The 12,552-nt window shown below is 73.2% G+C and carries 13 protein-coding genes; 3 read left to right on the forward strand and 10 right to left on the reverse strand.

Translation table 11 applies throughout. The annotated features are described in order from the left end of the window. Window positions 1-11: 11 nt before the first annotated feature. Window positions 12-233 carry a hypothetical protein gene (locus P8R59_RS02610; protein WP_077052432.1) on the forward strand — a complete coding sequence of 74 codons (222 nt, stop codon included), beginning with the start codon at window positions 12-14 and terminating at the stop codon, window positions 231-233. 9 nt (window positions 234-242) lie between these two features. Here P8R59_RS02610 and P8R59_RS02615 read toward each other — a convergent pair whose 3' ends face one another. After that, a complete protein-coding gene (locus P8R59_RS02615) occupies window positions 243-2,036 on the reverse strand; it encodes a S16 family serine protease (protein ID WP_278102590.1) in 1,794 nt (597 codons plus the stop codon). Then, window positions 2,033-3,004 carry a GNAT family N-acetyltransferase gene (locus P8R59_RS19225; protein ID WP_341210447.1) on the reverse strand — a complete coding sequence of 324 codons (972 nt, stop codon included), beginning with the start codon at window positions 3,002-3,004 and terminating at the stop codon, window positions 2,033-2,035. Before P8R59_RS19225 ends, P8R59_RS02615 begins: the two co-directional genes overlap by 4 nt. A gap of 90 nt (window positions 3,005-3,094) precedes the next feature. On the opposite strand from P8R59_RS19225, the gene P8R59_RS02630 reads away from it, so the two are divergent. Continuing rightward, a complete protein-coding gene (locus tag P8R59_RS02630) occupies window positions 3,095-3,385 on the forward strand; it encodes a DUF4287 domain-containing protein (protein ID WP_278102591.1) in 291 nt (96 codons plus the stop codon). Window positions 3,386-3,394: 9 nt separating this feature from the next. On the opposite strand, the gene P8R59_RS02635 is transcribed toward P8R59_RS02630, so the two are convergent. Continuing rightward, entirely contained in the window at window positions 3,395-4,006 is a 612-nt protein-coding gene (locus tag P8R59_RS02635; RefSeq protein WP_278102592.1) for a MerR family transcriptional regulator, read from the reverse strand. A gap of 71 nt (window positions 4,007-4,077) precedes the next feature. Here P8R59_RS02635 and P8R59_RS02640 point away from each other — a divergent pair, with 71 nt between their 5' ends. Further along, complete coding sequence (locus P8R59_RS02640; RefSeq protein ID WP_278102593.1) at window positions 4,078-4,587, forward strand: DUF4188 domain-containing protein; 510 nt, start codon at window positions 4,078-4,080, stop codon at window positions 4,585-4,587. A 10-nt stretch (window positions 4,588-4,597) separates the two neighbouring features. On the opposite strand, the gene P8R59_RS02645 is transcribed toward P8R59_RS02640, so the two are convergent. From P8R59_RS02645 to P8R59_RS02675, 7 genes are read right to left on the reverse strand one after another with little or no spacing between them, the layout of a single operon-like run. Continuing rightward, window positions 4,598-5,908, reverse strand: coding sequence for an FAD-binding oxidoreductase (locus P8R59_RS02645; protein WP_278102594.1), 1,311 nt, complete (start codon window positions 5,906-5,908; stop codon window positions 4,598-4,600). Then, entirely contained in the window at window positions 5,905-6,954 is a 1,050-nt protein-coding gene (locus P8R59_RS02650; protein ID WP_278102595.1) for an LLM class flavin-dependent oxidoreductase, read from the reverse strand. Before P8R59_RS02650 ends, P8R59_RS02645 begins: the two co-directional genes overlap by 4 nt. Further along, window positions 6,951-7,937 (reverse strand): ketopantoate reductase family protein, encoded by a 987-nt coding sequence (locus P8R59_RS02655; RefSeq protein WP_278102596.1) that lies wholly within the window; start codon window positions 7,935-7,937, stop codon window positions 6,951-6,953. The genes P8R59_RS02650 and P8R59_RS02655 overlap by 4 nt, the downstream gene beginning before the upstream one ends. After that, window positions 7,934-9,046 (reverse strand): LLM class flavin-dependent oxidoreductase, encoded by a 1,113-nt coding sequence (locus P8R59_RS02660; protein ID WP_278102597.1) that lies wholly within the window; start codon window positions 9,044-9,046, stop codon window positions 7,934-7,936. The genes P8R59_RS02655 and P8R59_RS02660 overlap by 4 nt, the downstream gene beginning before the upstream one ends. A gap of 28 nt (window positions 9,047-9,074) precedes the next feature. Further along, a complete protein-coding gene (locus P8R59_RS02665) occupies window positions 9,075-10,694 on the reverse strand; it encodes a dipeptide ABC transporter ATP-binding protein (RefSeq protein ID WP_278102598.1) in 1,620 nt (539 codons plus the stop codon). A 3-nt stretch (window positions 10,695-10,697) separates the two neighbouring features. Then, on the reverse strand, window positions 10,698-11,546 hold the full coding sequence (locus P8R59_RS02670; RefSeq protein ID WP_278102599.1) for an ABC transporter permease: 849 nt from the start codon (window positions 11,544-11,546) through the stop codon (window positions 10,698-10,700). After that, complete coding sequence (locus P8R59_RS02675; protein WP_278102600.1) at window positions 11,543-12,550, reverse strand: ABC transporter permease; 1,008 nt, start codon at window positions 12,548-12,550, stop codon at window positions 11,543-11,545. Before P8R59_RS02675 ends, P8R59_RS02670 begins: the two co-directional genes overlap by 4 nt. Window positions 12,551-12,552: the final 2 nt, after the last annotated feature.

Consider the following 12,552-nt stretch of genomic DNA (forward strand, 5'->3'; position numbering starts at 1 on the left):
AGGCTGGGCGCATGACGCACTCCGGGACGGGCTGGCCCCGCGGACGCACGTACTGGCTTCTCGGTTCCGTGGTGCTGCTGGGCGCCGGCATCCTGTTCGGTCTGGTGTGGCAGAACGTGTGGCTCGGCCTGCTGCTGGCGGCCGTGATCTCGCTGGGGTGGCTCATCGCGTTCGAGTCGAACCGCGGACGCAACGTCGGCGTCAACGACCCCGACAACGGCGTCGAGCTCTGACGCGCGGACTCAGGAACGTTCGACGCCGGCGGCGAAGGCGAGCACCCGGGCGGTCACGAACGGAGTGACGTAACCCGCGGCCCCCGCGGCGGGCGTCGTCTCGGCGTCGATCGTCGCCTCCGCGAGCGCGCCCCGGACGAACGGTGTCGTCGCCCCCGTTTCCGTGAGCGCGTCGACCGCCGACACCGTGTACTCGTCGGCCACGGCGATCCGTCGCGCCGCCGCGTCCGCGGCATCCACGTCCGAGGGCGGACGCACGGTCTGCGTCGCCGCGAGCACGGGCGACACGCGCGTGTATCCGACGAGAGCGATGCCGAGCGCGGCCCACCCGCGGTCGTCGGGGGCTCGTTCGGCCAACTCGTCGCGCGCGCGGGCGAGGGCGAGCGCGCGCAGCGCCGCGGGGTCGGCCGCCGCCACGCGCGCCTCAGCGGCGTCGACGTCGATGCCGTCGGCGTCGGCGCGCGCCGCGATCACCCGCGACCGATACGCGTCGCTCGCGGCGATGCCCGCTCGCCGCAGCAGCGAGGCCACCCCGTCGAGGTCGGCGTCGCCGACGAGTCGGCCACCGCCGCCCGCGGGCAGGCCGGCGACAGTCTGAGCCGTGCGGAGGGAAGACCGCGCGAGCGCGGCGGCGTTCGTGGCGGCGACGACGGAGGAGTCGTCCACCGCTTCGGCGGACATGTCCTCGGCGTACCGGGCGAGGGCGTAGGCCTCGGTCGCGGCGGTCGCCGCCCGGAGGATCGCGTCGAGATCGTCGAGGGTCTCGGGCGACCGCTCAGCGAGGCCGTCGAGAAGCCCTCCGGCGGCCTCGCGCACCCGCGCCGAATCCGCCGTCGCCTCCCCGACGGGCGCCTGCGCTGCTGCGGCGAGGGCCGCCGCGTCGGCGGCCGTCGTGGCAGCCGCGAACGCCGCCTCGGTCTCTCCCTCCGCGCGCAGGGCCGAGGCGTTCGCGAACGCGGTGCGCGCCGGGTCGGCGAGCGCCGGGCCGGTCGCGGTCTCGAGGGATGCGGAGGCGGCCTCCAGGATCGCGTCGACGGCCGCGCCGAGCGGCCCGTCGTCCTCGGCGACCTCCGCGGCCGTCGCGAGGGGCGACGGAGAAGGCTGCGGCGTGGGGAACGCCGCCTCCGGAAGGTCCTCCCCCGTCATCACGGCGTAGGCGCCGGCGATGTCGGCGACCTCGGTCACCGTCATCCCGCCGGTCGCGGCGAGCTGGTCGAGGTCGACCGTCTCGCCCTGCGCGTTCCGCACCATCCGCTGACCGGCCGGAACGAGGATCGTGTCGATCCCTCCGGCCTCGACGGCCGCGGCGACCTGCTCCGCGAGCCCCGCGACGGGTCGGATCGCGCCGAACGGGGTCACCGCTCCGGACAGGGCGACCCCCGACTGGATCTCGGTGCCGTAGTACAGCGCGAGGACGCCCACGGCGGTGACGGCGCCCGCCGCCGGGGTCGCGAGGCGCGTGTCGAAGCCGAACGTGTACGCGGTGTCCGGCCGAGCGCCGGTGAGGAGCGTCGCGGCGGTGACCGCCGTCCAGGTCGCGGACTGCGTGACCGGATCGACGCCGCTGACGTCGTTCTCGGTGATGTCGACGCTGAGGCCGTCGCCGTCGGCGGAGGACGCGGTGATGCGCTGGGCGGCCAGCACCCCTTTCTTGCCGCTCGCGTACAGCACGGGCACGGTGATCTCGCTGCCCTCGAACCGGCCGTCCGACCCGGTGCCGAAACCGAGGGAGAACTGGAGCCCGCACCCCGAGAGGACGAGGACGGACACGAGAGCGACGGCCGCGGCGGCGGTGCGTCTCACGATGGCCGCTCCGAGACGAACAGCGCGCACGTCGTGTCGTAGTAGTCGTCGGTCTCTCCGGCCGGCCGCATGCCGATGCGCTCGGCGACCGCCTGCGAGGCGCGGTTGTCGGGGTGGGTCACGGCGACCACGCGAGGGATGCCGGTCGCGTGCGCGAGCGCGAGCACCGCCGCGGCGGCCTCCGTCGCGTATCCGTCGCCCTGGGCGTCGGGGTGGAAGTGCCAGCCGATCTCGACGTCGTCGGCTCGCCCGTCGCCCACCCCGGCGGACCACGGGATGGGCTTCAGCAGGATCGCGCCCAGCCTCCGCCCATCGGTTCGCGTGACGGCGCGGACGCCGAGGACCCCGTCGCCGCGGTCGCTCCACCGATCGAGCAGGGCGTCGACCTCGGTGGCATCCGTCATCGTCCGACCGTCGCCGATGTACCGACGCACCTCGGGCCGGCGGTACATGTCGAACAGGAACGTCCGGTCGTCTTGCGCGCGGGTCCACTCCCGGAGCACGAGTCGCTCGGTGGCGAGGTGGGTGCGCCGCATCGGCAGGTGCGGGATGCCGTCCTCGGCGAAGGGCTCGCCCGAGACGACGAATCCGAAGCGGCCGTACCACTCGGCGAGCTGAGCCTGGGCATCGAGGAGGATCGGGATGCCGGGGGCCTCGGCATCCAGGATCCCCACGGCGGCGCGCATCAGTTCGGCGGCGAGCCCCCGGCCCCGCGCGGACGCGGCGGTCGCGACCCGCCCGATGCGGGTGTTGCGGCCTTCGCGCAGCACGCGCAGGGTCGCGAGCACGGCTCCGGATTCGTCCTCGGCCCAGAGCAGCTCGGCGCCGGGCTCGATGTCGCGGCCGTCGATCTCGGGGTACGCCGCCTCCTGCTCGACGACGAAGACCGACACCCGGAGCCACAGCAGACGGTAGAGGGTGAGCGGGGCGATCTCGGCGACGGGTGCGCGGTGGAACGTGACGGCCATCCCTCGACGCTATCGCGCCGTGTCGCTAGCCTGACCCTCGAGCGCCGGGCGCCCACCGCCCCGCCGCCCGCCACCGAGACAGGAGTGCCGATGTCCTTCCAGGCGTACCTCGACGCGGTCGAGAAGAAGACCGGGCTGACGCCGCGCCAGCTCGTCGATCTCGCGGCGGAACGCGGATTCGGCCCCGACACCAAGGCGACCCCGATCCTGGAGTGGCTGAAGACCGACTACGACCTCGGACGCGGTCACGGCATGGCTCTCGTGCACGTCATCACGAAGGGCCCGCGGATCAGCGCCACCCACGTCGGCTCCGGCGGCACGCACAGCGACCCGACCGACACGCTGTGGCTCGACGGCGCCGCGTCGAATCCGCACCGCTGACCGGACGGCTCAGCCGCCTCCGAACCGGCGCGAAGCGGCCATCTGCTCGGCGACCCGACGGAGGGCGAGGATGAGCGGTTCGACCAGCACGGTGCCGAGGACGACGTAGCGGACGGCCTCTTCGGCGGAGTCCGCGGGCGTCGCCTCGAGCTCCGCCTCGCCGATGGCGGCGAGATGCTCGACGTACGCGGCGAGCACGGGTTCCGGAACCGCGAATCCCGCACGGTCGAGGGAGTTCAGGGCGCGGGCGACGGCGGCGACCTGACCCGGCGCGCATTCGTCCGGCTCGCCGCCGAAGCGGGCCACGAGCGCGCGCGCCGGCTCCAGGTCGAGGTGGGCGTCGTCGTCGGCCGGGTTCACCGCCGAGCTCGCTGCTCCGAGGAGCGCGCCGGGCGCCTCCGGGGGGTTCTCGAGCACGGCGATGACGTTGCGCACCCCGGCGATCCCGACCCCGGCGGCGACGAGGGCCCGGATGACGCCGAGTCGGCGCAGGTGCGTTTCGCCGTACGTCGCCTGGGTCGGTGACGTCCGCTCCCCCTCGGGCAGCACGCGCTCGCGGAGGTAGTACTTGATCGTCGCCACGGAGACGCCGCTGCGAGCGGACAGTTCCGAGATGCGCATCGATTCCCCCTTGACTGGATAGTTCTACTATCCAACACTAGATAGTGACACTATCCAGTGAGGACGGGCCCATGGCATCCATCAATCCGGGTCGCATGACCCACCAGCACGACGGCGAACTCGTCGTCTTCCACATCGGCATGACCATCAACCGGTGGTGGCGGCCCGACCTGTGGCTGCCCATCTCCGCAGAGATGGGGCCGATGCTGCGCGAACTCAGCACGGACCCCGAGTCGGGACTCCTCGGGTTCACGATGCTCATCGGAGCGCGCGGCCCGTACCTCGTGCAGTACTGGTCGTCGCTGGAGAAGCTGTACGCCTACGCGTCGGCGCCCGCGCAGACGCACCGCCCGGCCTGGACCCGTTTCAACAAGCGCGCGCGGAAAGCGGCCGGCGCCGTGGGCATCTGGCACGAGACGTACCTCGTCGACCGCGCCGAGTCGATCTTCGTCGCGACGCCCGCGATGGGGCTGCCGAAGGCGACGGCGATCGTGCCCGTCGGCTCACGGCACGACCGGGCGGCGGCCCGCGCGGCCGACGGGCGCACGTCGGCGCGCCCGTCGGTCGAACCCGCGCAGTGACCGGACCGGCTCAGTACCCGCTGCCCGGGTTCAGGATGCCGAGCGGATCGAACACCCGCTTGATCTCGTCGTGCAGCCGCACGGCGTCCTCGCCCAGTTCGCGCCGGGCCCATTCGCGCTTGAGTCGGCCGACACCGTGCTCGGCGGTCACCGTCCCGCCGAGCGACAGCGCCAGAGCGAAGATGTCGTCGGCGGCGCGGACGGCGGTCTCGGGCAGGTCGCCCTCGCCCGGCTCGACCACGATGATCGGATGCAGGTTGCCGTCACCGGCGTGACCGAACACGAAGATCGGCACCCCGTGGCGATCCGCGATCAGACGGATGCCGCTGATCGCCTCGGCCAGCCGGCTCCGCGGGACCGCGATGTCCTCGATCAAGGGGCGCCCGATGCGTTCCAGTGCCGGGAGCGCCTGACGCCGCGCGGACAGGAGGTCGGCGGCGCGCTCGGCATCCTCGGTCCACTCGTGATGGGTCGCGGTCGGAGCGACCGCCGCGAGGACGACGGCCATCTCCTCCGCGGCGCCGAAGCCGTCGGTCTGCGCCAGCAGCAGGGCCTCCCCCTGAGCGCGCAGCGCCGTCCCGGACGCGGCGTCGATCGCCCCGAGCGTCGCGCCGTCGAGGATCTCGAGCACCGCGGGGCGCGCACCGCTCACCGCGATCGCGGCGACCGCGCGCGCGGCGTCCTCCAGCGTCGCGAAGAACGCGGAGGCCGTGGCCACCCGCTGCGGCGCCGGCAGCAGGCGCACGCGGGCCGCGACGACGATCCCGAGCGTCCCCTCGGACCCCACCACGAGGCCCGCCAGGTCGTACCCGGTGACGCCCTTGATCGTCGGCCGACCGAGGCGGACGAGCGAACCGTCGGCCAGGACCACGTCGACCGACAGCACCGCATCGCGCGTCACACCGTACTTCGCGCCGCGCAGGCCCCCCGCGTTCGTGGCGATGTTGCCGCCGACCGTGGAGATGCCGACACTGCCCGGATCCGGGGCGTACATCAGGCCGTGGGCGCGAGCCGCGGCATCCAGGTCGGCCGTGATGACGCCGGCCTCGACCTCCGCGGTGCCGTCCACCGGGTCGATCGCGCGGATGCGGGTGAGACGGGAGAGGTCGAGGACGATCGCGCCCTCCCCCGCGACGGCCCCGCCGGCCAGACCCGAGCCGGCCCCCCGGGTGATGAGGGGGGTGCCGGCGGCCGCCGCGCGCCGGACCGTCTCCTGCACCTCGGCGACGTCGCGGGCCACGACGACCTCGGTGGGCGCGCCCACCGGTCGGAGTCCCGAGCGGTCGATCGCCCGGTCGATCTCGGTCGCGGGAGCGGTCATGCACGGACCTTTCGTTCGGCTCGGAGAGCGGGGAGGACGTGCTCGGCGATGTCCTCGAGCAGGCGCGTGCTCTCGGTGAGACCGAACTCCGGCGGGAGGAACGCGATGAGGTCGTCCGCCTCGGCGACGGCGGGGTCGGCGAGCAGTGTGTCGACGACCGCGGACGGCTCGCCGTGGATCGCCGGGCTCATCGTGTAGGCGCCCGGCGGCGGTGCGGCCGGTGCCACGGCCCCCTGCGGGCGGGATGCCGCGGGACCGTGCGCACGCCGGTCGGCGTCGTAGGCGGCGTACCGCCGCGCCCGTTCCGGCGACGTGGCGGGCAGGATCGAGCGGCTCACCGACACGCGAGCACGCTCGGTGGTCGGGTGAAGGCCCCGGAAGACCTCGATCGCCGCCCGCTGCTCGGCCTCGTACTCGGCGATGTCGCCGGTGAGGATCGTGCTGAGCATGAGGTTGATCCCGCGCTGCCCGACGCGCTCCGCCGAGGCGATCGAGCCCGCTCCGTACCAGATGCGTGCGAGCAGATCGGGGCTGGCACCCCGCACGGTGAGGGGATCGCCGTTCGGCGCGGTACCCACCGCGTCACCCCGGAGCGCCCCGAGGAAGGCATCCAGTCGGGTGAGGGATTGCTGCCGTCCGTCGTTCGGTTCCTGCCCGAAGGCTCGGTCGAAGCCTCCGAGCCCGGTCCCGAATCCGAGCTCCAGCCGGCCACCGCTCAGATGGTCGGCGGTGGAGGCGGCCTCGGCCAGCAGGACCGGATCCTCGTAGCGGATGCCGATGATGGCGGTGCCGAGTCCGATGCGGGAGGTGTGCTGGGCGACGACGGGCAGGAACACCAGCGGGGCGGCGAGGTAGTTGTCGAAGTGCCGCTGATACACCCACCCGCGGTCGAACCCGAGGTCTTCGGCCTCACGGAACAGCGCGATCCCGTCGCGGAGCCCCTCGGCCGCCTTTCCGGTCTCGAACGGCACGCGGGTGTGGAAGCCGATGTGCAGCTCCCGGGCCGACGTACCGGCGGAGGGCGCCGAGACCGCGGGGGCGCTCACGATGCCACCCCCGCCCGCGCGGCGTGGGCGATCTCGGCTGGCAACGGCACGCTGCCCGGACGGTCGCCCCGGGCGGCCAGGATGCCGAGGGCGTGCTGGATCGCCTCGGCGAGCGGGACCGTCCGGCCTGAACCCCGAGCCAGCAGCACGATGTCGCCGACGAGGTAGTCGCTCTCGACGCTCGTGCCGCGTTCGAGGCTCTGCCACGTCGACAGCCGCCCGGGCACGTGGCCCGGGACGTCCTCGACCGGGAGGAATCCCTGCTCGGCGGGCGCCACGGCCAGGTCGAGCCGCGCGAAGAGCGCCTCCGCCTCCCGTCGCAGCGCGTCGGTGGCGGCATCCCGCTCCGCCGCGTCGACGTCGAAGACCTCCACCACGTTGCGGAGATTGGCGAGGAGCTTTCGGCGCTTCGTTGCCGCGATGTCGTCCACCACCGATGCCGCGAAGCCCGCGCGGGCGAGATCCTCCCGCGCGGCCTCGATGAAGGGCTCACCCGCGTCCGTCCCCGCGCCCACGCGCGCGACACCGATCGTCGGCCACGAGGGCGAGACGACCTCGCCCGGGCGCAGGTGACTGGCGGCGATGCCGACGGAGACGCCCACCACGGCCGCGGAACGCCGCGACGCGACGGCTTCGGCGGAGAGCCCGTTCTGCAGCGTCACCACCGGCAGATCCGCGACCGCTCCTCCCCCGGCGAGGGGGCGCCACGCGAGGGAGGCCAGCGCCTGCTCGGCATCCTGCGCCTTCACCGCGAGGACGACGGAATCGCCCTCCGCCGGCTCGGCGGCGTCGACCGAGCCGACCACGTCCACGACGACGGTCTCGTCGCCGTGCGGGCGGCGGACGGTCACGCCGCGCTCGCGGATGACCTCGAGCGCGGCCCCGCGCGCGACGAGCACGGCGGGCACGCCCGCGGCCCGCCACTGCGCGGCCAGGAGGGCGCCGAGGGCTCCCGCCCCGACGATGAGCCGGCGTCCGCTCACGCGACGTTCCGCCGACCGAACACGACCTCGGGGTCGACCCCGCGCCGGGCGACCTCTTCGCGCACGAGCGGGATGACCAGGCGCCCGGCATCCACCGCGTCGTTCAGGTCGCCGAGCGTCGGGAGCGACACGATGTCGGCGCCGAGCTCGACGTACCGGACGATGGCCTCGGCGACCGTCTCGGGCGAGCCGACGAGCAGCGACGATGCGCCACCGGAACCGGCGACGCCGCGCGGGGTCCACAGGACGCCGCCGTCGTGCTCCTCCGCCTGCTCCGCGATCTCGCGCAGACGCACCGAGCCGACGTTCGTGCTGTTGATGTCCTTCACCTTCTCGTAGAAGGGGCGGGCCGCCTCGAGGATGCCACGGGCCTTCTCGCGAGCGAGCGCGTCGGTCGCGGCGACCACCGGGCGGAACGTGACCCAGAACCGGAGGCGGTCGGTGCGCCCCGCGGCGCGGGCGTGAGCGTAAACCCGGTCGATCTGCTCGGCCGTCTGCGCGAGGGGCTCGCCCCACAGCGCGAAGATGTCGGCGTGCGCGCCACCGGACGCGTAGGCGAACTCGCTGGACCCGCCGAGGGACACGGGGAGCGCGTCCCCGGAGTGGGTCGCGTATCCGGGTCCGAAGCCGTCGAAGCGGTAGAACTCACCCTCGTGCGAGAACGGCTGCTTCTCCGTCCACACGCGGCGGAGGACCTGGATGAACTCGGACGAGCGGCGGTAGCGCTGCTCCTTGTCGAGGTAGTCGCCCTGGCGGGCCTGCTCCTGGTCGCTGCCGCCGGAGATGATGTGAACGAGCGCCCGCCCGCCCGAGAGCTGGTCGAGCGTGGACAGCCCCTGGGCGGCGACGGTGGGGAACGCCGAGTTCGGACGCACGGCGACCACGGTCTTGAGCTTCTGCGTCGCCGCGAGGACGGTCGCGGCGAGCGCGTACTGGTCGGCGCTGGCCGAGGCGTACGGGATCAGCGTGTAGTCGAATCCGTAGGACTCGATGGTCCGCGCGTAGTGGCGGAGCCAGTCCACGTCGATGGGCGTGGTGAAGGTGTTCCCCCCGGGAGCCGGGGATCCGGGGGGACGGCTGCCGACCATGTTGACGAATTCGACGGGCATGGGGGTTCCTTTCGCGGAGGACGGAGGTTCAGACCGTGGCGGGCACGGAGGATCGGATGCCGCGGGGATCGGGGACGGCGGCGACGAGGGAGCGGGTGTAGGGGTGCCGGGGCGTGTCGAGCACCTCTGCCGCTGTGCCGTGCTCGACGACGCGGCCGTGACGGAGAACGGTGACGGTGTCCGCGATCTGGCGGACGAGCGCGAGATCGTGCGAGACGAACAGGTAGGTCAGGCCCCGCTCGACCTGCAGTCGCGTGAGCACGTCGAGGATCTCGGCCTGGACGGTGACGTCGAGCGCGCTCGTGGGTTCGTCGAGCACCAGCACATCGGGCTCGAGGACGAGGGCGCGGGCGATCGCGACGCGCTGACGCTGGCCGCCCGACAGGGCCGCGGCGCGGCGCCGCCACAGGTGTTCGCGCAGCCCGACCGCGGTCAGGGCGGCACGGGCCGCCTCGCGCCGCGCACGCCGGTCGCCCACCCGATAGCGGTCGAGGGGCTCGCGGACCAGGCTCTCGACGTGCCACGACGGGTCGAGCGACGTGAAGGGGTTCTGGTACACCAGCTGCAGGTGGCGCCGCACGGTGCGCAGGTCCTTGCGCGAACGCCCGTGGACACTGTCGCCCGCGACGCGGAGGTCGCCGGCATCCGGGGTCTCCAAACCCAGGAGGAGGCGGACGGTCGTCGTCTTCCCGGAACCCGATTCGCCGACGAGTGCGTGGGTGCTGCCGGCGGCCACCTCGAACGAGACGTCGTCGACCGCGCGCAGTTCCTCCCCGCCGACACGGAACGTCTTGACGACGTCGGACACCTGCACGGCGGGGCGGGCGACGTCGATACGCCGTTCCGCCAGCACCGCCCGGTACCGGTCGGGCGAGAGCGCGGGGACGTCGGCGCGGAGCGCCGCGGCGTACTCGGAGCGCGGCGAGGCGAACACCTCCGCCACCGGCCCCGCCTCCTGGATCACGCCGTCGCGCAGCACGACGAGGTCGTCGGCGCGTTCGGCCGCGAGCGCGAGGTCGTGCGTGATGAGGAGCAGGCCGATCCCGAGGGATGTCCGGAGGTCCGTGAGCAGGTCGAGGATGCGCTTCTGGATCGTCACGTCCAGGGCGCTCGTGGGCTCGTCGGCGACGAGGAGCGCCGGCTCGGGGAGCACCGCGAGCCCGATCAGCACGCGCTGGAGCATCCCCCCGGAGAGCTGGTGCGGGTACGAGCGGTACACGCGCTCCGGATCGGCCAGCCCCACGCGGTCGAAGACCTCGAGGATGGCGGCGCGGCGGCGCGCGGCATCCCGCTCCCCGGTGAGGGCGGCCGCCTCGTGCGCCTGGCTGCCGATGGTCCGGACGGGGTTGAGGGCCGACGCGGGGTCCTGCGGCACGAACCCGAGACGGCGTCCGCGCAGGGGGCGGAAGCGGGCCAGGGGCAGGCCCAGCACGTCGTCGCCCTCGAGCAGCACGCGGCCTTCGGCCTGACCGGAGTCGCGCGGGAGGAGCCGTAGCACGGCCTTCGCGATGGTCGACTTGCCCGAGCCGGACTCGCCGATGAGGGCGAGGCTCCGGCCGCGCTGCAGATCGAACGAGACGTCGGAGACGACCCGGCGGCCGCCGTACGACACCGACAGGTCGCGCACGGAGAGGAGGGTGTCCGTCATGGTTCAGTCCTTCGCTCGCAGCCAGCGGCTGACGCGGTTGATCGACAGCACCACGACGACGATGACCGCCGAGGGGGCGTAGACGAGCCAGGGGCTCGACACGAGGTAGTCCTTGCCCGCCGAGACCAGCAGGCCCCAGTCGGATGCCGGGGGCGGGTCGCCGTAGCCGAGGAACGCGAGTCCCGCGATGACCAGGATCGACACCCCGAACTGCAGGACGGCCAGCGACAGGACGGACCGCGAGGCGTTGGGCAGGACGTGCGTCAGCAGCACGTGCAGGCGCGACCCGCCCTGCAGCTGCGCGGCCTCGACGTAGACCGTGCCGCGCACCTTCAGCGCCTCGGAGCGCATCACCCGTGCGAAGACGGCGACGGCCGAGACACCGGTCGCGATGGCGGCGTTAATGGTCTGAAACCCCAGCGAGCTCACGACGACCACGGCGAGCAGGAAGCTCGGGATCGCCAGCAGCACGTCGACGACGCGCGCCGTGAGAACGTCCACGAGACCGCCGAAGAAGCCCGCGACGAGCCCGAGCAACCCGCCGACGACCACGGCGATGCCCACCGCGATCAGGGCGCTCAGCACCGACGAGCGGGTGCCGTAGACCACGCGGGTGAAGACGTCGCGACCGAGGTTGTCGGTGCCGAACCAGTGCGCGAAGCTCGGGGCGAGGAGCTTCTCGCTCGTGTCGCCGACGACGGGATCGGACGCGGTGAACACCGAGGGCGCGATCGCCCAGGCGGTGACGATGACGATCACGAGGATCGCCAGGACGACGGCGACCGGGATGCCGCGACGTCGAGCGCCGAGCGCGTCCGAACCGGACAGCGCGGGGGTCAGGACAGCGGTCATCGGACGCTCGCTTTCTCGGGAAGCGCCGTGTCCGCGGTCGGGGCCGGCACGGCGGTCCGGCGCGGCTGCAGCAGCGATACGCGCGGATCCAGGACGGGGTAGAGCAGGTCGGCGACGAGGTTCACGGCGACGAACACGACCGCGGCCAGCGCGACGATCGCCTGCAGGACGGGGAGGTCCTGGGTCGCCACCGCCGTCTGGACGACGCTGCCGATCCCCGCCCGGCCGAAGACCGTCTCGGTGATGAGGGCGCCGCCGAGCAGCTCGCCGACCGTGAGCGCGATGATCGTGACGACCGGGAGCGCCGAGGGCTTGAGCAGGTGCGCGAAGAACAGGCGCGCCCGTCCGAGCCCCCGGGCGTAGGCGACGACGGCGTAGTCCTCGCCGAACTCGTGATCGAGCCCGGTGATGAGCACCTGCGCGATCAGCGCCGATACCGGGATGCCGAGCGCCACCGCCGCGAAGAACGTGGCCACCGGGCTGTCCGGCTCGATGACCGAGAACAGGCTCAGCTGGAAGGCGAAGACGTTCAGCAGCAGCAGGCCGATCACGAAGTTCGGCACCGAGAGGAACAGGGCCGGAACCGAGCGCAGCACCTGCGCCGCCCGGCGCGGGAGCACCTGGGTGCCGTACGCGAGGGCGAAGGCGAGGACCAGGGCGACGCCCAGCGCCGACGCCGCGAGAGCGAACGTCGACGGCAGGGCGTCCCCCACGATCGTGGCCACCGGCTGGCTCGACCTCAGGGAGACCCCGAGGTCGCCCCGGACGAAGCGCCCCAGCGCCTCGACCAGCTGCACCCAGACCGGGCGGTCCAGTCCGTAGAACTCCACCATCTTCTGGATCTGGTCTTCGGTGAAGCCGTTCTCGGGGTTGCGCAGGGTGCTCGTGAGCGGATCGCCGGGGAGCACGCTGATCACCACGAAGGTCAGCACGTAGGCCAGCAGCACCACGACGACCGCTTGGCCGAGGCGCTTGGCCGCGAAGATCAGATAGGCGGAGTTCATAT

Source organism: Microbacterium proteolyticum (assembly GCF_029639405.1).
Taxonomy (GTDB): domain Bacteria; phylum Actinomycetota; class Actinomycetes; order Actinomycetales; family Microbacteriaceae; genus Microbacterium.

What these genes read in the sequence shown, in the direction of transcription:
- P8R59_RS02665 (WP_278102598.1), bottom strand. Translation starts at nt 10,694, where the DNA reads ATGACGGACACCCTCCTCTCCGTGCGCGACCTGTCGGTGTCGTACGGC.
- P8R59_RS19225 (WP_341210447.1), bottom strand. Translation starts at nt 3,004, where the DNA reads ATGGCCGTCACGTTCCACCGCGCACCCGTCGCCGAGATCGCCCCGCTC.
- P8R59_RS02635 (WP_278102592.1), bottom strand. Translation starts at nt 4,006, where the DNA reads ATGCGCATCTCGGAACTGTCCGCTCGCAGCGGCGTCTCCGTGGCGACG.
- P8R59_RS02660 (WP_278102597.1), bottom strand. Translation starts at nt 9,046, where the DNA reads ATGCCCGTCGAATTCGTCAACATGGTCGGCAGCCGTCCCCCCGGATCC.
- P8R59_RS02610 (WP_077052432.1), top strand. Translation starts at nt 12, where the DNA reads ATGACGCACTCCGGGACGGGCTGGCCCCGCGGACGCACGTACTGGCTT.
- P8R59_RS02670 (WP_278102599.1), bottom strand. Translation starts at nt 11,546, where the DNA reads ATGACCGCTGTCCTGACCCCCGCGCTGTCCGGTTCGGACGCGCTCGGC.
- P8R59_RS02645 (WP_278102594.1), bottom strand. Translation starts at nt 5,908, where the DNA reads ATGACCGCTCCCGCGACCGAGATCGACCGGGCGATCGACCGCTCGGGA.
- P8R59_RS02630 (WP_278102591.1), top strand. Translation starts at nt 3,095, where the DNA reads ATGTCCTTCCAGGCGTACCTCGACGCGGTCGAGAAGAAGACCGGGCTG.
- P8R59_RS02640 (WP_278102593.1), top strand. Translation starts at nt 4,078, where the DNA reads ATGGCATCCATCAATCCGGGTCGCATGACCCACCAGCACGACGGCGAA.
- P8R59_RS02675 (WP_278102600.1), bottom strand. Translation starts at nt 12,550, where the DNA reads ATGAACTCCGCCTATCTGATCTTCGCGGCCAAGCGCCTCGGCCAAGCG.